Origin of the sequence: Geothrix sp., from assembly GCF_020622065.1 — a bacterium.
Taxonomy (GTDB): Bacteria; Acidobacteriota; Holophagae; order Holophagales; family Holophagaceae; genus Geothrix.
Map to the genome: position 1 here is coordinate 1 of NZ_JAHRYQ010000002.1, position 23,759 is coordinate 23,759.

The window sequence follows — 23,759 nt, forward strand, 5'->3', positions numbered from 1 at the left end:
GGCTCCCCTCGGCACCTCGCAGCCTCAACTGCGCAGGACATTCAGACTATCACTGGTCGCCAATGACGCAAGAGAAAATTTCAGGTGACCTCCCGGAACCCCCAAGATCGGGCCATCTGACATGCCCGGCAAGGGCATGCCGAGCCCGGGAAGCGGCTCTGGCGGGGGGGCTTGGAAGCCCGGCGCGTCCTTGACGGTAGAATCCTCCCAAACGGGGAGAGCGCGTGATCCACATCATCGGGGCGGGCCTGGCTGGCTCGGAAGCCGCCTGGCAGTTGGCGTCGAGGGGCCACGAGGTCCTGATCTCCGAGATGAGGCCGCGGTGGACCACGCCTGCCCACACCACGGACCGCGCCGCGGAAATGGTCTGCTCCAACTCCTTCAAGAGCGACGATCCCGATTCGGCCACCGGGATCCTGAAGGCCGAGTTGCGGCGCATGGATTCGCTGATCCTGCGATGCGCCGAGGCCACCCGCGTCCCGGCAGGAAACAGCCTCGCGGTTGACCGGGAGGCCTTCTCCCAGATGGTCACCACCGAATTGAAAACGCATCCCCGCATCCACTGGGAGGAGGCCCAGGTCGACTGTCCGGATCTCACGGTGCCGACCATCCTGGCCACGGGTCCCCTCACTTCGGAACCCCTGGCCGCCTGGCTTGCCGGCCTCACCGGGAACGACAATCTCCATTTCTACGATGCGATCGCCCCCATCGTGGAACGGGACAGCATCGACATGGGCATCGCCTGGATGGCGGCGCGCTACGACAAGGGCGGCCCGGACTTCATCAACTGCCCCATGGACAAGGTGCAGTACGAACGGTTCCTGGATGCGCTGCTCGCCGCCGAGCGCGTTCCTCTCCACGAGGTGGACACGCCTTACTTCGAGGCCTGCCTGCCCATCGAGGTCATGGCGGACCGTGGCCGCGAAACCCTCCGCCACGGCCCTATGAAGCCTGTGGGATTAGACGATCCCCGCACCGGGCGCTGGCCGCATGCGGTCATCCAGCTTCGCCAGGACACCCTCGCCGGTGAACACTTCAACCTGGTCGGCTTTCAGACCCGCCTCAAATGGGGCGCCCAGAAAGAGGTCTTCCGCCTGATCCCGGGCCTCGAAGCGGCGGAATTCGTCCGCTTTGGAAGCATCCACCGGAACACCTACATCCAGGCCCCACGGATGCTCGATGCGACACTTGCTGTCAAATCCATCGCGAACCTGTGGATCGCCGGCCAACTCTCAGGTGTGGAAGGCTATCTGGAATCCGCCGCCGGCGGCCTAGCAGCCGCCTTTGCCGTGGATCGCGCCGCTCAGGGCCAATTCACCCAACCCTTTCCGCAGGAGACGGTGCTGGGCAGCCTGCTCCACTACCTAGCCCACGCCTCCAGCAAGGACTTCGGCCCGACCAATGCCATGCTCGGCCTGCTGCCGCCTCTTCCCGAGGGCCTGCTCGACTTGCGGGGACTCAAGCGCGCGGGGGGAACCCGGGCGGTGAAATCCGCCAAGGGAAAGGCCCATCGTGAGCGGGCCCTGCTGGCGCTCGACCAGCACCTTCAAGCCCTTGGAGGCGCGCGATGACCAGCCCCAAACTTCTCCTCGGCATTGCAGCGCTTGGCCTGTGCCTTGGCATCGGGTCATTCTGGCTGACCCGCCGCACACCTGGCGCCCCGCCCCAGGATGAGATCCAGACCCTGTTCCGGACGGAGGCCTCAGGCGCCGGTACCCTCGTGGCGTTGCAACCGCCGCCGGTGCCCCTCAGGACAGTCCGCTGGGTCGGCCCTCTCCCGGGAGGTGCCGCGGTGGCGCAAGTCCTGACCCAGACGGGACAGCAGCGGGTCGTGCTCTTCCAGAATGGGCAGCTGGGTCCCACCCTCTCCCTGCCCTGCCCGCCGGGCGTATCGGCGAGCTTCTTCCAATTCGCCGATCTGGTGGATGCGATCGTGGCTCCTGGCGAGGCGATGACGCTGCTGTACCGCAGCGCCAATGCGGCTGAGCCGGCCCTGATTCTCGCTTGGGATCTGCGTTCCGATCAGATGAAGTGGGCTCATCGGGCCAAGGGCGCCCATCTCGCTCTCTCCCCGGATCGGCGCAGCGTCTTCCTCTATGGTGAAGGCAGCGTCAGCATCCTTGATCTGGCCAGCGCGGCCCGCACTTCCATCCTTCAGGTGGAGATCCCCCAGGAGGTCGGAGAGATCTCCAGTTTGCTCCCCACAGGACCCAGGTCCTTCCTCGCGGCTCATGGGGCGGGCCTGTCGGCCTGGCACCAGGGAAGCTGGGCCCACACCAAGGCCCCGATGCCTTCACCCCTGGGGTTCAGCCGAGGCCTCGGTGCCCTTGCGGGATCAGCCAAGACCGCCTGGTGGCAGCCGGAACCCGGTCTGCTGATACCCCTCGACCCCAAGGGCCTCCCGGGAGAATCCAGAAACCTGAAGGTTCTGCTTCCCGAGGCCGCGGCCCTGGACGCGGACCTGCTCCGGCTCCTGGGCGCCGACGCCTCGGGTGCGCTCTGGTTCGGGCTGGCGCGGCCCACCCTGCCTTCGGCCCCCGCCCCCGTCCAAGAGGCGGCCCAGGCGCCCGCTGGAGAACCCAGCCCCCTTGCGGAGCCATCGCCTTCCCTGCCCGGGGCCCAGGCCCCCGTCCCATCCCGCGACCCATGGGAGGCGCATCTGAAACAGGGGCTGGATCGCGTCTACCGGTGGAAGCCCGGCGAGGAAACCATGGCCGTCCTTACCTGGGCCGAAGCCTGGAAGAACCTGGCGCCCCCCGCTGGCTTCGTGCCGCCGACGGGCGACGCAGGCTTGCGGCCGGAGGCGGGTGCCCTGACCTTCGGCGCTCCGGAGCGGCTGTGGTGGCTGCCGTTGCCGGCCCTTCAGCCCAGGTAATCGAAGAGGTTGGTCTTGTTGATTTTCGCCAGGGCGCTCAGGGTGGCAGTCTGGATCGTCTGATCAGAGCTGAGTTCCGTGGCCGACTGGACATAGTCGGTGCCTTCCTGGGTGTCCTGGAGCCCCTGGAGGGTGAGGTTGAAGCCCGAGAGGGTGTCCTTCAGGTCCAGCAGGCCGGCCTGCCGCCCCCCCAGGTCGTCCTGGATCTGGTTCAGGTTGTCGAAGATGCCCTTCAAGTCGGTCATGGCCGTCTGGATGCCCGTCGTGCTGTTGGCCAGCAGGGCATCGTGGAGCTGCGTCACGACCGTGAAGAGATCCGTGCTGCTGCCGACGCCGCCGCTACCGAAGAAGACCTTGTCTCCAGGCAGATTCGTCGTGACGGCCGTGTTGCTCGTCACATCGAGATTGATGTCCCCCGAGTCGCCCGAATAGGTGATCGCGCCGTTGCCGGGCCCGTAAGGAGGGGTGTTGGGCGGCACTGGAACCGCGAACGGAAGCGTCTGTGTCTGGGTGCCGGCAAAGAGGTACTTGCCCTGATCCTTCGTATTCGCCAGGGCCAGCAGGTTGCTCCGGATCGAGTCCACCTCCTGGGCCAAGGCCGCCCGGCCGGCGGCGCCGTTCGTCGAGTTCGCGGCCTGCTGGGCCAGTTCCCGGAGGCGGGTGACCGAGTTGAGTGAGCCCGTCACCACATCTTCGGAAGACATCAGGAAGGACAGCGCCGAGTCCGCCTGCTTGATGAACTGGGCATTGGCCTGGATGGAGTTCTGAAAATCAAGCACCAGCGCGGCCGCGGCGGGGTCATCCCCGGGGCGGGTGATGCGCTTCCCGGAAGCCAGGCGGGTGGTGTTCAGCGCGAGCCTTTCCTTGGTCCTCTCGAGATCGAGGAGCGTCTGGCGCTGCTGGGTGGTGCTGGGCGTTCGGAAGGACATGGGTCACCTGCTCTCAATGCTTATCGGCACTTATCGGCCGAACTGGTTCACCAGCTGATCCGTGAGTTGGTTGATCACGCTGAGGAAACGCGCAGATGCCTGATAGCCCCGCTGGAAGGTCATCATGTTCGCGGCTTCCTCATCCAGGTCCACGCCCGAAATGCGGTCCCGCTGGGTCTGGAGGGCCGACACCAGGTTCTGCTGAGTGTCGCTCTGGGCCTTCCAGTTCTGGGCCTGGGTACCGACATCGCTGATGAGCCGACCCGCCGCGGTGCTGTATCCCGTGTCACCCACGCCATTGTGGTCCGTATCCACCGTCGTTCCGGAGAACTGGAGGTTTGCCATGGCCTTGGCATTGTCATTGTTGCCCTTGGCTCCAGCCACTCCAGCGGCGGCAATCAAGTAGGGGTCCTTCACGATGGCCGAGGAGACCGAGAGCGCGTTCACCATGCCCTTGTACGAGCTGGCCACCGTGATGCCTCCCGGGAGCCCCCCATTGGTGGCGTCCCCGAGGAAGAAGTAGTTGTCGTAGGGGGGCGGGCCCGCGTTGGCTGTGGTGACGCCATCGGCCGCGTACCCGGTCTTGTGGAGTGCGTTCACCTGCCCCGCCACGCCGGCGGCGATCTGATCCAGCTGCAGCTGGAACCCCACCAGGATGTTGTCACGAAGGTCCAGCTTGGCGCCGAGCTGCCCGTCCTTGATGCCCTTGGTGACATCCACGGGGGCCCCACCCATCTCCGACAGCACGCTGGAATAGCCGTCCTGGGCGCTTCCGGCCTGGACTCGAAGCTTGTAGGCGTTGCTTCCGCTGACGAGCACGGCGGCACCCGAATCCAGGCTGATCTGGTACTCCCCCTTGGAGCCCTCGAACACATTGATGCCCACCAGCCCCGCGAGCTTGTCTGTCAGGGCCTTCCGCTGGTCGCGGGCGTCGTTGTCCAGGCCCTGGCCGGATTCGGTGGTGATCTGCTGGTTCAGCCGGGCGATCTGATCCGTCAGCACATTCACTTCGTTCGTGATGCTGCCCACGGCCAGATCGGCGCTGCTCCTCTGATCCGCCAGGAGGCGGTAGCGGCTCTGGAGCGCCGTGATCATGGACTGGGCCTTGCCAACCACATTGGTACGCAGGGCCCCGTCTTCGGGCCGCGCCGACAGTTCCTGAAAACCTTGGAAGAAGGCCTGGATCTGAGCGGCGATGCCGGTGCTTCCCGAATCGCCCAGACTCGCCGAAATGGCGTCCACGCCGGAGTAGCGCTCCGTGGCGCCCGTCTGGCGGGCCGTCTCGCGGTAGATCTGGAGATCCAGGAACCGGTCGCGGATGCCCTGCACCGTATTCAGGGTCACGCCCGTCCCGAAATAGACCTGGCCTTCGATCAGCGACTGGTTCGAAGTCAGGTCGGCCCGCTGCCGGGTATAGCCGGGCGTGTTCACATTCGCGATGTTGTGGCCCACCACATTGAGGGCCGACTGCTGGGCCTGGAGGCCCGTAAGCCCGAGGTAGAGACTGGCATTGAGTCCGGGCATGGGAGTCTCCTAGGCCTTTTCGTACAGGCGGGGAGCCAGGCCAGAGGCGTCGGCAGGAATGCCATTCCGGCCATAACCGGGATTCCCCGACAAGCCGATGAGCGTCGCCCGAAGGGGCGACTGCAGCCCCGCCAGGAGGGTCTGGATGGAGGTGAGACGGCGCTTCAGAGCCAGGGCGCCAGCCTGATCCTCCGGCCAACCCACCAGTTCGGACCAGCGGATCTTGGTCAGAAGGGTGGCCGGATCCTCCCCTGCAACGAGTCTGGACTCGAGCGCATCCAGGAGTTCGGGCACGGCATGCAGCATGGAAGGCCTCCTCATGGGTCTTCCGGCAAGCCTCAGGCCAACAGGTCCAGGTGCGGGTCGGCACCCTCTGCCGGGCTTTCTTCGGCTTCTTCGTCAGAGGCACCAGTGCCCTCGCCCTGGTTGCCCCGCTGCCCCTGGCGCTCCGAGAGCCGCAGCTCATCGGATTCGGCGACCTCCGGCACTTCCGCCATGGCCTCAGCCAGCTTCGCATCGAAGGCCTGCCGCCGGGCCTGCTCCCGCTGCACCTGCGCCCCGCCGTCCATGGCCAGCCGAACCGTCTCGATGGCGGCGGTCTGCAGAATTTGGCGCTGTCCCAGGGGGCTGATCATGTCCTCACGACGGGGACCTCGGGGCTAGGAACGATGTCCCTTCGCCAGATGCTCACGAATGAGCCCCTCGGCCACGGCCTCTCCATCGGGGTGGTAGGCATCCGCATCAAGTTGATTTTTAAGGGCTTCCACCTTTTCAGCCCGAATATCCGGGGTCACCGCCAGAACCTCCTGGGCCACGGCCATAAGCTGGGCCGAAGAGGAGACCTGGACGGCGTCTGAAGCAGGCGCCGGTGCGACGGCCGCAGCCGAGGGCGTGGCGGATCCCTTGGACCCGGACACGCTCTGGGAGCCACTGACGCCACCCGGTTTGCCACTGATGCGCATATTCACCTCGACAAGGCTCCTATCGGCAGTTTGCCGGAATCCCTCAACTCGTCGGGTGTCGTGATTTTTTTGTCGGTTTTTTCGTGCTGGTTCCAGCTTTCCTTCAGGCGATCCGCGAGGCCCCATCCATGGCCGGTGGAGACGGCCTGGTCCACCACGGCCTGGTCCATCAGGTACTCGTAGGTCGAGCGCGACTGGCCGGAATCCCCCAGCAATCCCGAGGGTTCCACGGTCTTGCGCATGGTCTGGAAGAGGAGGCCCATGAGCAGGCCCTCGAACTGCCGTGCCGCCTTGTCGGTCTTTTCCGCCGGACCGGGCAGGGCCTTCATCCCCTGGGCCTGGGTCAGGGGATCGGCGGTGGGCAGCGCGCCAAGGCCGATCACAGCACCCTCAGTTCAGCCTGGAGGGCTCCGGCTTCCTTGATGGCCTGGAGGATGGCCACCATGTCCCGGGGGCTGACGCCCATGCTGTTGAGCATTTCCGCGAGCTTACCCACGCTCACGCCGGGTTCGACATTGAGCGTCTTGGGCTTTTCCTCCACGGCGGCAACATCCTTCTTGGTCGCGGTGACGGTCTTGCCCTGGCTGAAGGGCGCGGGCTGGCTCACCAGCGGCGTGGAACTGACCATGATGCTGAGACCGCCCTGCACGATGCTCACGGCGCCGATGCGGACTTCGGATCCCAGGATGACGGTCCCCGTGCGCTCGTTCACCACGACCCGGGCCCGGGGCTGCAGCTGCACACTCAGGTTCTCCAGCCGGGCCACGAGCTCGACGGCCCGACCCTGGTACTCCTTCGGAATCTGCACATCCACCGTGCGGGCATCCAGGGGCTGGGCCACCTTCTCGCCAAGCTCTTCGTTGATGCTGTGCACCACCCGGATGGCCGTCGTGAAGTCCTCTTCCATCAGGCTGTACCGCAGGGAGTTCCGGGCATTGAAGTTCCCGCCCACCTCGCGCTCGATGAGGGCGCCTTCCGGCACCCGGCCCACCGTCGGATGGTTCTTCGTGACTGAGGCGCCCCCGGCCGCGGCGCTGAATCCGCCCACCAGCAAGGGGCCCTGGGCCACCGCGTAGGTCTGGCTGTCCGGGCCCTGCAGGGCCGTCATCAGCAGAATGCCGCCGGCCAGGGACTTCGCGTCGCCGGTGCTGGACACGGTCACATCGATGCGGGAGCCCGTCCGGGCGAAGGGGGGCAACTCCGCCGTCACCATGACTGCCGCGATGTTCTTCACCTTCACCGTCGTCGGATTGACTGTCAACCCTTGACGGGACAGGAGGTTGGTCAGCGATTGCACGGTGAACTTCGTCTGGTCCTTGTCACCGGTTCCGTCCAGGCCCACCACCACGCCGTAGCCCAGCAGCTGGTTGCCGCGGACGCCCTGGAGCCGGGCCACATCCCGGAGGCGGGATTCGATCTTCTTTTCAGGCTTGACCGCATCCGCTCCGAAGAGCGTGAGGGCCGCGAGGAACAGGGCTGCGATGCGCATGGAAGCCTCCTAGAAGGGCCAGATGTAGGCCAGCAGCCGGCTGATGTAGCCCGGCTTGAGGGTCTCGTCCACCACGCCCTGGCCACCGTAGCCGATGCGCAGTTCCGCCACCTGGCCGGAGGCGATGCTGTTGTCCTTGTCGAGCCGGTTCGGATCGATCATGCCCGCCACATAGAGACGCTGCGTCTCGTTGTTGAGCTGGATGTCGCGGTAGCCTTCGACGATCAGGTTCCCGTTACCGATGACCTTGACCACCCGGGCGGTGACGACCGTGGTGAAGGTCGCGCTGCGCCCCGTGGTCCCGGTGCCGGCGAACTTGTTGGTGTTGGCGGTCGTCTTGTCGGAGGTGCTGCTGCCGATGCCGAATCCCGAGAGCGCACCGAACAGGTTGGGGCTGCTCAGCTTATTGCTACCATCCCGCTTGGTCGTCACATCGGCCTTGCTGATGGCATTGGTGCTTTCCGTGATGCGCAGGGTCACCAGGTCGTTCACCCGGAAGGCCCGGAGGTCGGCCACGAAGGGCCGGTCCCGCCAGAGGCTGCCCTCACTCAGGGGCTGGGCGGCCGGGGCCTCCTCCACCAGGGGAATGGCCGGCTTCTTCACCAGGTTGGGGTCGTGGCGACGGGGAATGGAGCAACCGATCCCGACCAGCACCAGGGCAATAGGCAGCATTTTCCGCATCACAGGCCTCCACGCCTAGACAGGGCGAGGAGGATGCCAAAAGGCTCAGGCCAGCGTCACCAGTACCCGGTCGTAGCCTGCAAAATCCTGATGGACCATGGCTTTACTCCAGCCAGCCCCCAAAGCCCGGCGGCATAACTCGCCCCCCTGCCCAGCGCCGATCTCCAGGAGGCAGGCCGGGGCTTGCCGCTTTCGGGCCTGGATCAGCAGCTCGGCGGAAAGGGCCAGGCCCCGATCCGGGGCGAACAGGGCTGAGGCCGGTTCGAACCCCAGCTCCCGCTGAAGACTCGGCTGGTCGGCCGGATCCACATAGGGCAGATTGGCCACCACCAGGCCGAGGGGCTCTGGCACCGGGTCCAGCAGGCTGCCTTCGAAAAAGGCCACCGGGGCCTTCAGGGCCTCGGCATTCGCGCGGGCCACCGCCAGGGCGCCGGGGCTCAGATCCGTGGCGGCCACCTGCCAGGCCGTTTCCAGGGCCAGGCTCACGGCGATGATGCCACTTCCCGTCCCCACATCCACGCAACGCTCGATCTGCAGGCGCTGGCCTACATCCAGGGCCGCCTCCACCAGCAGCTCCGTTTCCGGGCGGGGAATCAAGGTATCGCGGGTGACCTTGAACCGGCGATCCCGGAAGAGACTCCACCCCAGAAGGTAGGCCCAGGGCTCCCCGGCCCGGCGGCGGCGGACCCAGTCACTGACCTGTCGGCGCACCTGGGCCGGGGCCGGTTCCATTCCGTGGATGGCCAACCAGCTGCGCGAGAGGCCGAGCCCCTCCTCGAACCAGCGGATGCTCTCCGCGTGGGCTTCGGACAGGTCGAGGAATTCGGCGAGGGCCGCGCTCAAGTCGAGGCGGAGCTGTCGGTAGGTCTGGACCATCCCTCCAGCCTATCGCGGGAGAGAGCCTCCAGAACCTCTGGATTTCAGGCCATCAAGGCCTTGGCGCGCTCCTGGCTCTGCTGGGCCACGATCTCGTGGAGGCTGCCGCCGTGGCTGTCCATGGTGACCACCAGGGGGAAGTCCTCCACCTCGATGATCCAGAACGCCTCAGGGCTGCCGAACTCCTCGAGCATCTTCACATCCACCACGCGCTTGCAGCGCTCGGCCAGCAGGCTGCCCGCCCCACCGGTGGCGTGAAGGTAGACGGCGCCGGTCTTCTGGAGGCCCTCGCTGGTCTTCTTGCCCATGCCGCCCTTGCCAATGACGCCGCGCACCTTGTAGGTCTCGATGACATCGGCCTGGTAGGGCTCCTCCCGGATGGAGGTGGTCGGACCCGCCGCCACGAAGCTGTAGTGGCCGTCCTCGTGCTTCTTCACGACGGGGCCGCAGTGGTAGATGACCATGTTCTCGAGGATGGGCTTCAGCCACTCGGGCTTCTGCTCTTTCATGTACTTGTGGCCCATGTCGCGGCTGAGGACGACGCGCCCGTTGAGCAGCACCTCGTCGCCCACCTTGAGCTGGCGGATCTGGTCTTCAGTGATGGGAGTGGTGAGACGGATCATGGACATGCTCCTGGGATCAGTCGAAGGACACTTCGCCGTTGGTCCGGAGCGTCATCGCACCCCGGCGGCTGCTCCAGCACATGTAGCTGATGCTCACATAGAAGCTGGCAGGGTGGCGGTACATCTCCTCCGCCATTACGCCCAGCACGGTCGTGTTGCCGCCGTAGCCCATGGGGCCGATGCCCAGGGTGTTGAGGTCATTGGTGACCTCCTTCTCGAAGGCGTCCATCTTCGGATCGGGGTTGGCGGTGCCGAGCTTGCGGAGGATCAACTCCTTGCTCTTCTCGTAACTGGAGACCCGATCCCCGCCGATGGCCACGCCGAGGATGCCCGGGCTGCAGCCCTGCCCCTGGGCCTTCACCACGGCGTCAATGATGCACTTGCGCACGCCCTTGATGTCGCGCCCGGCACCCAGGGCGGCATCCGGCAGGCGATACTGGGCGCCGACATTCTCGCAGCCGCCGCCCTTCTGCATGACGGCGATCTCGACTTCCGGCTTGTCCCACTCCTCGAAGTGGACGGCCGGGTGGCCTTCATGGAAAGGGTCCATGTTGTTGCCGGTGTTCTTGCCGCTGAGGGCCTCCACGCAGTTGGGGCGCAGCCAGGACCGCTTGGTGGCCTCGGCCACGGCCGCCCGGACCTGCTGCTTGGCGGCACGCTGACTCAGGCCGAAGGGGTGGCGCACCCAGACGATGATGGTGCCCGTGTCCTGGCAGAGGGGGGTGACATGGCCATCGGCCAGGATGATATTCCGCACCATGTCGTTGAGCGTATTGAACGCGCGGCTGCCTTCCTCCTCGGCGTCCCGGCCCTTCACCAGGGCGTCGATCACATCCTGCGGCAATCGGCTGGTGGACCGCCGGAGCAGTTCCAGCATGGGCAGCGTGAGATCCAGGGTTTTCAGGTCCGAGAGGTCGGCCTTCCACCCGGCGGGCAGGACTGACTTGGATTCCACCACTTCAGCTGAGGTGAGCGTGGGGATGACGCATTCGGACATGGGCCCTCCGGGATTCAGCCCCCATGATCCGCCCGCCGAAGCTCATGCTCAAGTGATCAATGTCCGGTTCCCCCGGGAATTCAGCGGCTCCAGGCCCGGCACAGGGTCAGGGTGAGATCCAACAGGGGTGCCTCGCTCCGGGAAAGGGCCATGCCTTTGAGATCCCGTTCGCACTGGTTCAATCGACCCAGCAGCGCCTTCAGCCCCCGGGGCTTGAGCTTGGCCAGGGCATTCCGATAGCCCTCCAGCAGGAAGGCCTGCTTGGGAGACAAGCCGAGGGCGCCCAGCACCTCGCCTCCCTTCAATCCGGCCGCGTCGGCCTCCGCCAACTTCAGCAGCCGGTCGACCTCGCGCCGGGCCTGACCCAGCAGCATCAGAGGCTCGTCGCCATCCTCCATGGCCATCCGCAGGGCCTTCAGCGCCCCCGCGGCATCCCCCTTCTGCCAGGCCCCGGACCAGGCGAAGGCCTTCTGCTCAGCCAGGCGGAAGGTGACCTGATCGACCATCGCCTCGGTGACGCGCCGATCGTCGGCCAGCAGATCCAGCACCTCCAGCGCCCGCTTGATGAGCCCGGGGTTCCCGCCCTGGCGCTGGGCCAGCAGGCTGCCCGCGGCCCCTTGGAGCGACAGCCCCAGCTTCCGGGCCTCGGCCTCGATGAAACCCGGAATCTCCGCAGGCTCGATGACGCCCACCTTCAGGATGCGCCCGGACTTGGCCCAGTCGGTCCAGGGCTTGGCGCCCAAGGCCTTGCCCGGTGCCGCGGACAGGGTATTCCAGGCCACCAGCAGCAGTTTGACTCCCTGGGGCGGCTTCTCCAGCAAGCCCTTGACCGCGGCCGGCAGTTCCTTGGCGCGCAGGAACAGGTTGTCCGCTGCGGGCACCAGCACCGTGCGGGCCTCCGCCCCCAGGGGCGTGGCCTCCTGGAGCGCCGCAACGACCTCGGGCCAGGGGCAGCCTTCGCCGCAAACCGTCAGCGAAAAATCCGCCCATTCAGGGTCCACATGCTTCTGCTTCCACGCCTCCACAGCCTTCCGGCGACCATCGCCATCCTCGCCGTGGACCAGGGCGAAGGACTGGTCCAGCCAAGCCGTGGCCATCAGTCCGTGCCTTCCAGCAGCTGAGTGAGAAAGCTCTCCGCGAAATCGTCGGCGAGGCTCTCAAGCACTTGAAGCTCGCGGCTGTCGAAGCTCGCGAAGTTCTGATCCACCCGGTACTGGTTGGAGAAGGTCAACCCCCGGCGGGACAGCACCACCGCGCCCGTCTGGCCATCCAGCAGCTCCACGCTGGCCACCACGGCCACTTCCACGCGAGAGGCCGAGCCGGCGCTGGCCTTGGCCCGGTCGTTGCCCAAGGTGAGGCCGATGGGACGCGACTTGTACTCCTCGAGCGTGCCTTGCAGCACCCAGCGAGAAGGTTCTCCCTGCGCCACCAGGCGCCAGGGGCTGGCCGCCACGATGCGGTTCTCCAGGGCCTTGGTGAAGCGGTCCTCCAACCCCAATCTCGGCGTCAGGTTGCGGAACCGGGCCAACCGGATGGTTTCCCCCTGCTTCGCCCAGGCCACGGATCGCTGCTGGCGGTCCAGACGGTGATACCCGCAGCCCGAGAGGGCCGCAAGAAAGAGCGGGAGAACGGCGAGGCGGAGTGATGAGCGCACGGAGATCCTACGGGTGGTAGACGCCCACATACGGAAGGTTGCGGAGTTTTCCGTCGAAGTCGAGGCCGTAACCCACGACGAAGTGATCCTCGATGGTGAAGCCGACATAGTCCACGGGCACTTCGATCTTGCGGCGGCTGGGCTTGTCCAGGAGGGTGCAGATCTTCAGGCTCTGGGGCTCCCGGTCCTTGAGCAGGTTCCGGACCTTGAAGAGGGTCAGGCCCGTGTCCACGATGTCCTCCACCACCAGGGCGTGACGCCCCTGGATGGAGCGGTCCAGGTCCTTGAGGATGTGGACCTCGCCCGTGCTTTCGGTGCCGCCGCCGTAGCTGGCCACCTGCATGAAGCTCACATCGAAATCGAAATCCATGGACCGCACCAGGTCGGCGAAGAAGGGGAACACGCCGTTGAGGAGGCCCACCACGACCAGATCCTGGCCGGCGTAATCCCGGGTCAGCTGGGCGCCCATTTCCTGGACCCGGGTCCGGATCTGGGCTTCCGTGAGCAGCGGGGTGATGCGGTCGCGCATGGAGACTCCTTGGAACTGAAGATTGAAGATCGAAGACTTAGACCATTTCCATTCAACCCCAGAAGGGCTTCCCGGGTCCATCGGGTGACGGCGGATCTCCATCAGTCCCCTGCCGTCGAGGTCTAAGATGATGGTGGAAGCCACTTTGAACGAGCCCCTGCTGCCCCCTTCGGTCGTCCCGACCGCCGATCGGCTCCCCGATCCGGGCTCGCCGTACCATGCCCCGGAGGTTCTCAGTTGGGTCGAGGCTGCCCAGGGTGGCGACCAGACAGCCTTCGCAGCCCTGGTGCGCTTGTTTTCGCGGGATGTCTACGGCAAGGCCTTTTCCATCCTGAAGAACCACCAGGATGCGGATGATGTGGTGCAGGAGACCTTCATCCGGGTCTTCCGGTCGCTGCCGGGCTTCCGCTTCGAGTCTTCCTTCCGCACCTGGCTCATCACCATCGCCACCCGGCAGGCTCTCAACTTCCGCGAACGGGTCGCCCGGGATCACGAAAGCCTTGAAGGCCCTGACGGCACCCTGGAGCATCCCGCCCTCCGAGTGGAGGAGACCCAGGTGGCGGCCCTCCTGGACCAGGAGGCGAGACGCCTGCTGCACGAGGCCCTCCCCAAGCTGCCCCGGCGCCAGAAGGAGGCCCTGACCCTGAAGCTGCAACACGACTGGAAGTACGAGCAGATCGCGCAGCAGATGGGCACCTCCGTGGGCAGCGTGAAGGCCCACATCTTCCACGCCATCCAGAACCTCACCCGTCATGTCAAAGGAGGCCGCGCATGAATCTCGAGTTCCTCCCGCCCCCAGAAGCCTGTGCCACCGCGCTTGCCGCAGTCCAGGCCGATCCTCTGGAACCCGGTGCCGAAGCGGAAGCGCACTTGAAGGTTTGCCGTGCCTGCGCCGAGACCCGGGTCTTCTACCTCGCCCAGGAGGAGAGCCCGGAGGTCCTGGTGCCTGCAGGCTACTTCAGCCAACTGCCCGACCGGATCCTCCGCAAGCTTCCCGCCCGGACCGCCCTGCATCGCCGCATGGGCCCCCTGGCCTGGGCCACCGCCGCCGGCGTGCTGATGGCCGTGGGTGCCGGCGCCTTCCTGGCCGGGCGCGCGAACCGCACGCCCTATGTCGAGGCCACCCTGCCCCGCCCGGCGGAAACCCTTGAGATCCCGGTTCCCGACACGCCCTTCCACGACCGCGAGGAAGAGGCCGCCCAGGTTCAGGCCCTCAGCCCCGATGAAATGAAAGCGCTCCTCAAGCGCCTCGACCCGCCCGCTCCGACCTCCCCGAGGTGACCATGTTCCGCCCCCTCCTGATCTCCTTGCTGCTGCTGGCCCCGCTCCCGGTCTGGTCGCAGGCCTCCGCCGCGTCCCAGGCCGAAGAGGAGCAGCCCCTGGCCCGCTTCCGCATGGAACAGCTCCAGCAGAAGGTGGGCCTGCCCGAGGAACAGGCGCGGACCGTGGTGGATCGCTGGATGCGCTACGACCGGGAGCAGTTCGACCGGGCTCGGCAGATCCAGGCGCTCCGCCGCCGCTTCAACGACATCCTGATCAGCCCCGGCTCCGAGGAGGAGAAAAACGCCAAGGTCCGCCCCCTCCTGGAGCAGTTCATGGACCTGCGCCGCCAGCAGGCGGACCTGAAGTTCCGCTTCGAAGACGACATCCGGGCCAAGCTCAGCCCTGCTCAGCAGGTGCGGCTGGTGCTCCATGTGGAGGAGATGCAGCGGCGAATGGTGGAGGCCCTGCGGCAGGGCTTCCCCGACCGGCCCGGCGCCCTGCGTCCGGGTGGGGGAGGACGCCGGGGCCTTCGGTAGCGCCGGATTTCATCAGAGGACTGGCGCCTCGATGATCACCGGGATCACCAGCGGCCGGGTCTGGGTGGTCTTGCGGATGATGCGCCGCAGGGCCAGACGGAGCGTGTCGCGCAGGGCCTCGCCATCCTTCCGCACCGCGGGCGGAGCTTCGTCGTAGGCTTTGCGGGCCACGCCCGCCAACAGCTCCGCGTAGGCCTCGTCGTCCGATAGCATCACGAAGCCCCGGCTCAGAATCGTGGGATCCGCCGCCAAGTCTCCCGTCTGTGGATCCACCAGCAGCGTCACGAAGACCACCCCATCTTCCTGGAGGATGAGGCGATCCTTCACCACACGGGCATCCACCATGTGCTCCACACCCTGATCCACGAAGCACTTGCCCACCGGCACCGCCCCCGGCATGTCCATCTCTCCATCGTCAAAGAGACGCAGGCAGAGGCCACCATCCAGCAGGGAGATGCGCTCGGCCGGCCAGCCCAGGTCCGCGGCCAGCTTCCCGTGGGCGCGCAGGTTCCGGTAGGTTCCATGCACGGGCACCATCTGATCCGGCCGCACGGCCCGGATCAGATCGGCCAGTTCCTCGCGGCTGCCGTGGCCCGAAGCATGGACAGGGCCAAGACCTTCCAGGGAGGTCTCTGCACCGAGCCGCTCCGCCGTGTCCAACATGCGCGAAATGGCCACTTCATTGCCGGGGATGGCCCGGGCGCTCACCACCAGCCGGTCGCCGGGTTGGATGGGCAGCCCCTTCACCTCCCGCCGGAGCAGCCGCGCCAGCCCGCTCATGGGCTCACCCTGGCTGCCGGTGCAGAGCACGAGCAGCTCATCAGGGTCATAGAGCTGGGCATCCTTGGCATCGATCAGGATGTCGTCCGGCAGGGACAACCGCTTGAGGGACCGGGCCAGGGCGAGGTTGCGATCCAGGCTGCGCCCCAGCAGCACCACCCGCCGCCGGAACTCGTAGGCGAGGTCCACCAGCGTTTGAAGCCGGTGGATGTTTGAGCTGAAGGTGGTGACGAAGAGGCGTCCCTTCGTCTGCTCGAAGGCGGCCTCCAGGCCTTCGCGGCACACCGATTCCGAGGGCGAGCGGCCCGGCCGGCCGATGTTGGTGGAATCCGCCATGAGCAGCCGCACGCCGGCATCTCCCAGGGCCGTGAGGCGCTCCATGCCCGTGAGTCGGCCGTCCAGCGGCTCGGGATCGATCTTGAAATCGCCCGAATGCACCAGCACCCCCTGGGGCGTGTGCAGGACCAGGGCGCAGGCGTCGGGGAGGCTGTGGGTGACGGGGATCCACTCCGCCTCGATCTCACCGTCCCCGACCTTCACGCGGCCATAGTCGCGCACCGGGTGGAGCAGGCCCACATCCAGGCCGTGCTCGCGGAGCTTGCCCTCTACCAGCCCCAGGGTGAAGGCCGTCCCGTACACGGGCACCGGCCAGCGCCGGAGGAAGTAGGGCAGCGCGCCGATGTGATCCTCGTGGCCGTGGGTCAACAGCACGGCTTGGAGCTGCTCCGCGAAGGGCTCGAGATAGGCGAAGTCCGGCACGATGGAATCGATGCCCGGCTGGTCGTCCGAAGGGAACAGCTGGCCGCAGTCCACCAGGAAGAGGCTGCGGGCACTGTGCACCACCAGCGCGTTCATGCCGAACTCGCCGAGCCCGCCAATGGGGATCAGCCGCAGTTCTCCGACGGCAGGGGCCTCGGTCCAGGATTCAAATTCGGGTGCGGCGGGGATCACGATGGGAACACCTCGGGATGATGGGCCAACAAGTGGCGGGTGGCGGCGAGCCAGGCCGGCGGCGCCAGCACTTCAGCTCGCAGCGTCGAGTCCAAGCCGGCGCGGGTCAGGGCTTCCGCCGGAAGGGTGCCCTGCCAGTTGTTCGCCAGGGTCTTGCGGCGGTGGGCGAAGGACCGGTGCAGCACGGTGAGCAGGGCCTTCCGTTCCCCGAGGCTGGGCGCGTCTCCGCGGGGCTCGAAGAGCACCACGGCGGATTCCACCTTGGGCGCGGGCCGGAAGGAACCCGGCCCCAGCTTCACCAGCCGGGTCAGGCGTGCGCAGAGCTGGGCCAGCACCGACAGGGGCCCGTAGGCCTTGGTAGCGGGCACGCCCATGAGCTTCTGGGCCACCTCCAGCTGGAACATCAGCGCCATGCGGTCCCAGGGAATGCCTTCGGTGAGCAGCCTGGCGAGGATGGGCGTCGCCGCGTTGTAGGGCAGGTTGCCCACCACCGACCAGGTCTCGCCTTCGGGCAGGGGCATCCGCACCGCGTCGCCCTCCAGCAGGTGGAAGTGGGGCATCACTGCAAAGCGGTCGCGCAGCAGGGCGATGGCCTCGGGGTCCAGATCCACCGCCCACAGCGGCCGACCGTCGGCCAGCAGCCGCTCGGTCAGGACCCCAGGCCCGGGGCCGATTTCCAGTAGCCGAGGGGCCGGGCTCGTCAGCGCCGCATCGACGATGGTGCGAATGGCCCCCTCGTTCACCAGGAAGTTCTGGCCGAAGGCCTTTTTGGGGCGAAGGCGGGCAATAGTTGAAGGATCCGACACACCCCAGCGTACCACCTCGGCCCCTCCTCCACGAAAAGGGGCCCTCACGGGCCCCTTTCGATGCTACCGGATGATGCGCCAAGCCCGTGGCCTGGGAAGAAGCGGGTTCGGGGGAGGCGGAATGACCGTGGGAGCGACCGTTCCGACGCCTGTGCCAGCGTTCTGGACCTCTCCGACCTGGATCACGGCCCGCATGCCCGCCGTGGCCAATTCGCTAGGGATGTCGTTGTAGCTGACATAGTAGCCGTTGCATCCAGTCGTCGTCGTCGTACCTCCACCGAAAACCGGGTTCATGACATCGCAAAGGCTGTAGGTGTAAGTGGTCCCTCCCGCACCCGAACAGACTCCGGCGGTGGTCAAAGGTGCGAATTTGGAGAAGAACAATCCTGAATTGAGCACGAGGGGAGCCGTCACCGACTTCTCGTAATACCAGGCATTGCTCATGCTCGGCTTGGCCGTTCCCACCGCATAGTTCAGCATGTAGCCGCTCTTGGATTTCAGGTAATAAGTGGTGCTGCCCGTGGAAATCCTGGCATCGCTGGTGCTGGCCACGGAGGTGAGGTCGGCAACATCGTCCTCGGAATACCCGAGGGCGTCCACGGATCCCCCGCCCGATCTCGGCACATCCGCGCTGTCCTGCCGATCGAGAACCATGACCAGTCGATCTCGGTAGGCCGTACCACCACCTCCCGGATTGATGCTGTCCAGGTCCATCGGGTCGTTGCGATCCCCCATCCCGAAAACCACTCCGGTGGCCGGCACCATGGCCGTCGGGGCGCTATCCCTTACCACCGGGTAGCCATACGGAAGCGGGAAAATGGCCGGCGAGGAACTGATGGGGGTTCCAGCGTACTTGGTGTGGAAAATGGTCCGGACATTCCAACCGCTCATGTCGGAGGTTTCGACGCGCATCCCGGAGGAGGCCTTCGCACCCAAGGCATAGACGCCGCCGGAGAAGTCCGAGAAGTAGACCCGTTGCGTCTTGAAGCTTCCCTGAAGCACTTCAATGGGAACTGCGCCCGCAGGAATGCACCCCATCGAGGGGTAGGCCGCCTTGAGCGTGGCGTTGTTGATGAAGTCCCATGACTTGACCAGGGTCCCATCCAGGACGCTGACGGCGATCACCGAACGCCCCAGCTTGGCGGAACTTCCAAAGGCCGCATCGACATCGAGGGTGGAGAGTCCCCCACCCAGGAAGAAGACATCCTTGAGCACGCCCCCGTCGAACACACGGGCGGGCGCCGGCGTGCTGGTGCTGAACCCCATGGACTTGATGGCGAGATCGGAGGAATCGTCCGGACGGACCATCCAGGGCACCAGTGGCAAAGTGGGATCATTGCTATCAAAGGACAGGGCGTAGTAGCTGCGCCCTCCCTTCCGGAGACCGAACACCACCCGCACGATGTCGGTCCCATCCACCTGGCCATTGGGGGTGCCCTGCTCGTTCAGGTAGACCATGGGGGAGCCATCCACGAGATAGCGATGGATGGTGCCCGTTCTCCAGGTCTGCAGTCCTCCGAGGATGTCGGGGGGAATGATGCCCCAGAGTTCATCCACGGCGGCCTGCACGAGGCCACCAGAATCCACGCCGCTGACTTCGCCGAAGCCATGCAGGATGCCCTGGTTATCCCCCACGATGATGAGGCGGAAGCGCTTGTCCTGCAGGCTGGAGTTGCTGGACAACCAAGAGGATAGGGTTCCGCTCGGCACTTTGGAGAGGGGGAATTGGAGAATCGCCGGGGTGCTGTTGATGATGTCGCCCATCAGATCATCCCGGGAAGTGGCAATGCTCGTGACTGCGGCAGCGTCGTCCTGGGCTTCCTTGCTGGCTCCCATCATGAACCGCATGAGGCTGCGGCGATTCGCATCTGTGCTGACCCCGAGGGTCGCATTCGGCAGGTCCGCGAGCGAGGTGCTCTGGTTCCAGACCAGGAGATCCTTCAGGAATTTGCCTGTGTTGAGCGGATCCGGTTTCAGGGTATAGATCGTGCGGTTCTGCCACCCCTTGGCCTTCAACATGACGGAGGCCGACCAGATGGCCGAATTGATGTTGATGCCGCTGGTCAGGGGCGATCCGCCCTTGTCGAGCAGCCTGACCGTTCCACCGGAAGTCGACATGCCCGTCATGAGCAGATCTCCCACCCAGGCCGCCTGATTGCTGGCCGTGGTGAAAGTGCCCAGGTACATCTGTTTGCCGACGCCCAGACCAACGAGGGGGGCGACCGGGGCGCTCATGGTGTTCGTCACGGCGCGCGCCTGGGCGAAGGTTTCAGCCAGGGCATCCGCGATGCTTTCTGGGCTTTGTGCGTCAAAGAAGAAGGGATTCTTCTGTGTATCCTTTCGCGTCGAATCCGTGGGGTCGAAGGGCATTGGGAGGTTCGTCGAATCGTAGGAACCCCGCTGTTCCCACCCATAGAGTGCCGTCCGGTACATGCCGGACTTGGCACCCGTCTCCCCCTGGGCATCGGCGCCCCGCTTGCCCGCCATGCTGATGCCGATCGTCATGGTGCTGATGCGGCGCGTCACGCCGCTGGGCCTCGACGTCACCAGGAAGGGGGGGAGCACACCCGCATTGTCGTTATCCGTAGGCCAGCCGCTCTTGTTGGTGGCATCCGCCGCCGAGGGCGTGATGTGGGCGGCCACGGCGGCCAACGACCAGATGTTGAAATTGGCCTTGGTGGGGCCGATGGTATTGAACGCGATGGTGGGGAAGGAACCGCCGGAGAAGGGGTCCCCCGTTCCCAGAGCCCCGCCATTGCTGCCGTTGGCGTTGGAATTATCATCATTGGGATTGCCGTCTGACAACACGACCACAAAGCTCCGGCGGCAGCTGGGAATGGGGTTCTCCCCCTTGTAGGCATCATTGGCGGGGCTGAAGACGCTGCCACTGGTCCCGTTATCCGTGCTGGCCATCTGGGCATAGGTGTTGAGCAGGGCGAAGGTCAGGGGCGTGTTGTTGGGAGCCCCCATCCTCTGGATGTAATCCATGTTGGGATCAGGATTGTTAGCACTGGTAGGACGGTAGAGGCGAAGAACCTGCCGATCGCCAGGGTTGCCGGCCGTGTTGCTGGAGCTGAACACCTTCGAGGCGGAGGATCGGCCGTTCTCCTGGAATCCCTGGGATCCCAATTTCAGGAACCGGATGCCCCACCAGACTTTCATCTGCTCATTGATGTAGGTCCGGATGACGGCATATTTGACGGCCTGAAGGCGCGTCATGTTGGGCAGCCCATTCCCCGTCATGGTCACGCCATCGCGGGTGAAGCTCCGGAAGCCCGCCGCACCATCCCGGGCATCCGGAACAGTGTACCCACCGTCATTGGTTCCGAGGTACTTGTCAACCATGCCGCCCTGGAAGGCCCCAGTCTCATTCTGATTCCGGATGTCCTGGCCGAAGAAACACCAGGCCAGATACTCGGGGTGCACACGGATGTAATCGAATTGCCCGCTGCCGTTGACGAGCGCGCCGTTCCGTCCACCGTTGCCGGTGCTGGCCCACCAGTTGGTGTCCACTTCGTAATACTGGGCGGTGGCAGTTGGCACCACCGGGAGGGTATCGTCGAGCGGCACGGGATCGTACAGGTACATGTGCTGGGGGTGCTTATCCGTCTTCGCAGTGCTTAGAGAAGCAGGTGATGGCGAGAGGGAGCGCTTTTCGTAGTCAGGCACGCGATCAAAAACGGCCCAGGGGAGAGGAATGTCCACCACCCGGGTCTGGTCGGAAGTAGCGATGTTGCCCGTGGAGGAGGAACTGTAGTTGCCTGAATTACTGAAGGGCTTTGGTTTGATCCCGCAGTTGCTAGATGGGAGTGCGTAACCAATGCCCCCATAGGTGTAGGTCGGCGCGCTCCCGGATGACTTGGAGGTGACGGCGAACCGGACATGGCTGGATCGGGCCACCCATTTTTGGACATCCGAGGCATTGCTGACATCGCTGGACACCACCGGTGTGCCATCAGGCTTGATCAACAGACCTTCGGTGACCCCCCCGAAGGACACGGTGTACCGGATGTTCCCATGGGTCGCGTCGTTATAGAGGCTCGAGGACACCACCTGGAAGTAGTCGACGGAGTTGTCCCCACTGGAGTTCCCGAACGCCGTGGATGCGCCCACATGGATGTTCGTGGAGACATTGGCGTAGAAACGCGAATCCCAGCCCAACGCCTCCATGGACCCCGAATTGTCGATGAGCGTGATGATCTCGGGCTTGGCGCCCTGCTTCCCGCCGCTGTAGACATCCAGCACATCGGTCTTGCACGCCTGCAGGCGGGGGTCCACCTGCGCGGCCAGGAATGTGGAAACCACGAAGGGGATGGAAAGAAGGGGCAGGAGCTTCATGCGACTCATCTCAAGACCTCATCAGAAGGGGGAAGAATCGGCCATATGGGAGAACTCAAGGGATCAGCGTCAGGTACATTTCGCGGGTGGCCCGATAGTTCATGTAGGTTCCCCCGGTCGGAATGCTGGCCTTGCCCGTGGATTGGAGTTGGAAGAGAACCGACTGGCGCCCGGTCCCAGAACCAGGGCCTGCCGGGCTGCCGGTGCCGCTGGAGACCGTGTTCACCAGGGGTGTTCCGAGGAACCGGAACATCAGATCGAAGGACTGTTTCACCTCTGAGCCGCTCTGGAGATAACCCGTTCCCGTATTCGCGAAGACCATGTCCGACCCGGTCGTGGAGGGCGTGGAGGTCAAGCTCGCCGCCCGGTCCCAGGGCTTGGCACTGTTCAGGAGGTAAGGATTGATCGTGGGATCACTCCAGGTCGTTCCTGCATTCAGTGCATTGAAGGCAGTCACCAGAGTCTCCCGGCCGGCACTCGTGGCACTGCCGGCGTTGACCGGATTGGTCCACAGGATGAACCAGTCCAGGCCGGCTTCCGCGGCCTCGCTGGCCTTGGCGGCCTGCCATACGGTGCCCGTGACAGTCAGTTCTCGAAGGGAACTCTTGCCCAGGCTGAAGACCAGCACCGTGAGCAGGACCAGGAGGCCCAGCGTGGTGAGGATGGTGATTCCACCTTGTTCGGCGGGGCGGGAAGGGGAGGGGAGATCGGCATTCATGGATTCACCATCGACAGGCAGGGGGCGCATCACTTACCCACGCCGAAATTCCTGGAGGAGATCATCAGGGTCTGGGTTCGAGTACGGTAGGCACGGGTCCCGAGCGTGGGGCTGTATTCCTCGCGGCGGATTGGGGCCCGGGTGGTGATGTCGACGCGGATCAGGCAGGTGATCCCGCGGAACCAGTCCGGCTTCGAGGGATCCGTCACCTTGTTCCATCCCGGAAGCCCCATGGTCGCCAGCTGGGCATCGGCATTGGCCTGGATGGCCGCCCAGGTGGTGGGGGATCCGGTGGTCCTCGCCCAGGTGGTGCCGCCGTCAAAGCTGAGGTCAACCCGGAAGCCCTCGACATTCTCGGCGATGATCTGCGTGGGTACCGTGGTCCAATCAACCGTGCCGGCCGTGGGGTAGTTCGCCTGCTGGCGGACCAGGCAGGGCAGGCGCACCGCCGTGTTGGCAGGGTCCAGGGCCACCGACTGGATGGTGTAGCGGACGAGCTGGGCGGGGCGGATGAAATAGACGGGAACATCCTTCTTGTGGGCCAGCGTGATACCAGGATTGATGGGCGTCGCGGCATAGTTGGCCAGCTTCGTGGTATCCGTCTCGAACACCACGGGATTGGCGCCCCCGCTGATCAGGGGATGTTCCCAGTTCCCATACTCGCCACTATCCAGAATGACCATCACATCGCCGGCCTTGAGGTCCGTGGGGGCGCCAAGCTTGAAGTCCACGGCCGCGCTGGTCGGGGCCACCGACGGGGTACCACCGGGGTTGGGGTTGTCACCAGGTGTATCCGCCGCCCAAAAACCGCTCACAGGCAGCGGCGCGTCCGTGAAGAATTGGAGGATGTCTGCATTCACGACCTCCGCCTGAGTGGCCGCGGGGTTGGTGTCGCTGACACGCACCACATTGGCCACCACCGCGCCCGGAGTGATGGAAAACAGGCTTTCCGACCCGCTGATGATGAAGCTGGGCAGAGCGCGATCAGGAAACACCAACCCGGCCTGGGAGATGTCGTCGGAAAGTTGATCCATGGCCCAGCGGTTGGTTCGCTGGGCGCCCATGGTCTCGTTGACGGCCGTGAAAGTTTGGATGGATGACTTGAAGACATTCGCCATGCCAGCCATGAGAAGTGCGGTGAACGCCAATGCCACCAGCAACTCGACGAGCGAGAACCCTCCGGCCCTCTGATGCCTTCCGAGATCGTCAGTCATAGGTTGATCCATGG

Annotated in this window: 24 protein-coding genes; 5 read left to right on the top strand and 19 right to left on the bottom strand. The window is 65.4% G+C overall.

Annotated elements, in window-relative coordinates; genetic code table 11:
- Nucleotides 1-224 precede the first annotated feature (224 nt).
- Nucleotides 225-1,571 carry a methylenetetrahydrofolate--tRNA-(uracil(54)-C(5))-methyltransferase (FADH(2)-oxidizing) TrmFO gene (trmFO, locus tag QZ647_RS09475; RefSeq protein WP_291271935.1) on the top strand — a complete coding sequence of 449 codons (1,347 nt, stop codon included), beginning with the start codon at nt 225-227 and terminating at the stop codon, nt 1,569-1,571.
- The gene (locus QZ647_RS09480) at nt 1,568-2,875 is read left to right on the top strand and encodes a hypothetical protein (protein WP_291271936.1); all 1,308 of its coding nucleotides are present in this window, start codon (nt 1,568-1,570) and stop codon (nt 2,873-2,875) included. Before trmFO ends, QZ647_RS09480 begins: the two co-directional genes overlap by 4 nt.
- Here QZ647_RS09480 and flgL read toward each other — a convergent pair.
- From flgL to hpt, 14 genes are all read right to left on the bottom strand, one after another.
- A complete protein-coding gene (flgL, locus tag QZ647_RS09485; RefSeq protein WP_291271937.1) occupies nt 2,863-3,804 on the bottom strand; it encodes a flagellar hook-associated protein FlgL in 942 nt (313 codons plus the stop codon). The two genes, QZ647_RS09480 and flgL, sit on opposite strands and share 13 nt — an antisense overlap.
- Before the next feature lie 30 nt (nt 3,805-3,834).
- On the bottom strand, nt 3,835-5,328 hold the full coding sequence (gene flgK, locus QZ647_RS09490) for a flagellar hook-associated protein FlgK (RefSeq protein WP_291271938.1): 1,494 nt from the start codon (nt 5,326-5,328) through the stop codon (nt 3,835-3,837).
- A gap of 9 nt (nt 5,329-5,337) precedes the next feature.
- Nucleotides 5,338-5,634: a hypothetical protein gene (locus QZ647_RS09495; RefSeq protein WP_291271939.1), complete on the bottom strand. Its 297-nt coding sequence runs from the start codon at nt 5,632-5,634 to the stop codon at nt 5,338-5,340.
- 32 nt (nt 5,635-5,666) lie between these two features.
- Nucleotides 5,667-5,963: a hypothetical protein gene (locus tag QZ647_RS09500; RefSeq protein ID WP_291271940.1), complete on the bottom strand. Its 297-nt coding sequence runs from the start codon at nt 5,961-5,963 to the stop codon at nt 5,667-5,669.
- A gap of 24 nt (nt 5,964-5,987) precedes the next feature.
- A complete protein-coding gene (flgM, locus tag QZ647_RS09505; RefSeq protein WP_291271941.1) occupies nt 5,988-6,290 on the bottom strand; it encodes a flagellar biosynthesis anti-sigma factor FlgM in 303 nt (100 codons plus the stop codon).
- 2 nt (nt 6,291-6,292) lie between these two features.
- Nucleotides 6,293-6,673, bottom strand: coding sequence for a rod-binding protein (locus tag QZ647_RS09510; protein ID WP_291271942.1), 381 nt, complete (start codon nt 6,671-6,673; stop codon nt 6,293-6,295).
- Nucleotides 6,670-7,779, bottom strand: coding sequence for a flagellar basal body P-ring protein FlgI (locus QZ647_RS09515; protein ID WP_291271943.1), 1,110 nt, complete (start codon nt 7,777-7,779; stop codon nt 6,670-6,672). Before QZ647_RS09515 ends, QZ647_RS09510 begins: the two co-directional genes overlap by 4 nt.
- Nucleotides 7,780-7,788: 9 nt before the next feature.
- Nucleotides 7,789-8,460: a flagellar basal body L-ring protein FlgH gene (locus QZ647_RS09520; RefSeq protein ID WP_286355548.1), complete on the bottom strand. Its 672-nt coding sequence runs from the start codon at nt 8,458-8,460 to the stop codon at nt 7,789-7,791.
- Nucleotides 8,461-8,505: 45 nt separating this feature from the next.
- On the bottom strand, nt 8,506-9,336 hold the full coding sequence (prmC, locus tag QZ647_RS09525) for a peptide chain release factor N(5)-glutamine methyltransferase (RefSeq protein ID WP_291271944.1): 831 nt from the start codon (nt 9,334-9,336) through the stop codon (nt 8,506-8,508).
- 44 nt (nt 9,337-9,380) lie between these two features.
- Entirely contained in the window at nt 9,381-9,959 is a 579-nt protein-coding gene (locus QZ647_RS09530; RefSeq protein WP_026852856.1) for a FumA C-terminus/TtdB family hydratase beta subunit, read from the bottom strand.
- A 16-nt stretch (nt 9,960-9,975) separates the two neighbouring features.
- Nucleotides 9,976-10,956 carry a fumarate hydratase gene (locus QZ647_RS09535; protein ID WP_291271945.1) on the bottom strand — a complete coding sequence of 327 codons (981 nt, stop codon included), beginning with the start codon at nt 10,954-10,956 and terminating at the stop codon, nt 9,976-9,978.
- Between the two features lie 80 nt (nt 10,957-11,036).
- Nucleotides 11,037-12,053 carry a DNA polymerase III subunit delta gene (holA, locus tag QZ647_RS09540; RefSeq protein ID WP_291271946.1) on the bottom strand — a complete coding sequence of 339 codons (1,017 nt, stop codon included), beginning with the start codon at nt 12,051-12,053 and terminating at the stop codon, nt 11,037-11,039.
- A complete protein-coding gene (gene lptE / locus QZ647_RS09545) occupies nt 12,053-12,610 on the bottom strand; it encodes an LPS assembly lipoprotein LptE (protein WP_291271947.1) in 558 nt (185 codons plus the stop codon). The genes holA and lptE overlap by 1 nt, the downstream gene beginning before the upstream one ends.
- Before the next feature lie 7 nt (nt 12,611-12,617).
- The gene (hpt, locus tag QZ647_RS09550; RefSeq protein WP_291271948.1) at nt 12,618-13,139 is read right to left on the bottom strand and encodes a hypoxanthine phosphoribosyltransferase; all 522 of its coding nucleotides are present in this window, start codon (nt 13,137-13,139) and stop codon (nt 12,618-12,620) included.
- Between the two features lie 127 nt (nt 13,140-13,266).
- Here hpt and QZ647_RS09555 point away from each other — a divergent pair, with 127 nt between their 5' ends.
- Genes QZ647_RS09555 through QZ647_RS09565 form a run of 3 tightly spaced genes read left to right on the top strand, consistent with a single transcriptional unit; the run spans nt 13,267 to nt 14,938 of the window.
- Nucleotides 13,267-13,914 carry an RNA polymerase sigma factor gene (locus QZ647_RS09555; protein ID WP_291271949.1) on the top strand — a complete coding sequence of 216 codons (648 nt, stop codon included), beginning with the start codon at nt 13,267-13,269 and terminating at the stop codon, nt 13,912-13,914.
- Nucleotides 13,911-14,420 (top strand): hypothetical protein, encoded by a 510-nt coding sequence (locus QZ647_RS09560; protein ID WP_291271950.1) that lies wholly within the window; start codon nt 13,911-13,913, stop codon nt 14,418-14,420. Before QZ647_RS09555 ends, QZ647_RS09560 begins: the two co-directional genes overlap by 4 nt.
- A 2-nt stretch (nt 14,421-14,422) precedes the next feature.
- Nucleotides 14,423-14,938, top strand: a complete 516-nt coding sequence (locus QZ647_RS09565; protein ID WP_291271951.1) for a hypothetical protein — start codon at nt 14,423-14,425, stop codon at nt 14,936-14,938.
- A 12-nt stretch (nt 14,939-14,950) separates the two neighbouring features.
- Here the strand turns inward: QZ647_RS09565 and QZ647_RS09570 are convergent, their stop codons facing one another.
- Genes QZ647_RS09570 through QZ647_RS09590 form a run of 5 tightly spaced genes read right to left on the bottom strand, consistent with a single transcriptional unit; the run spans nt 14,951 to nt 23,745 of the window.
- Complete coding sequence (locus QZ647_RS09570; protein ID WP_291271952.1) at nt 14,951-16,669, bottom strand: ribonuclease J; 1,719 nt, start codon at nt 16,667-16,669, stop codon at nt 14,951-14,953.
- On the bottom strand, nt 16,666-17,490 hold the full coding sequence (rsmA, locus tag QZ647_RS09575) for a 16S rRNA (adenine(1518)-N(6)/adenine(1519)-N(6))-dimethyltransferase RsmA (protein WP_291271953.1): 825 nt from the start codon (nt 17,488-17,490) through the stop codon (nt 16,666-16,668). The genes QZ647_RS09570 and rsmA overlap by 4 nt, the downstream gene beginning before the upstream one ends.
- Nucleotides 17,491-17,538: 48 nt before the next feature.
- Nucleotides 17,539-21,813 (bottom strand): hypothetical protein, encoded by a 4,275-nt coding sequence (locus QZ647_RS09580; RefSeq protein WP_291271954.1) that lies wholly within the window; start codon nt 21,811-21,813, stop codon nt 17,539-17,541.
- Between the two features lie 55 nt (nt 21,814-21,868).
- Nucleotides 21,869-22,531, bottom strand: a complete 663-nt coding sequence (locus QZ647_RS09585; protein WP_291271955.1) for a hypothetical protein — start codon at nt 22,529-22,531, stop codon at nt 21,869-21,871.
- 29 nt (nt 22,532-22,560) lie between these two features.
- Nucleotides 22,561-23,745, bottom strand: coding sequence for a hypothetical protein (locus QZ647_RS09590; RefSeq protein ID WP_291271956.1), 1,185 nt, complete (start codon nt 23,743-23,745; stop codon nt 22,561-22,563).
- Between the last annotated feature and the right edge of the window lie 14 nt (nt 23,746-23,759).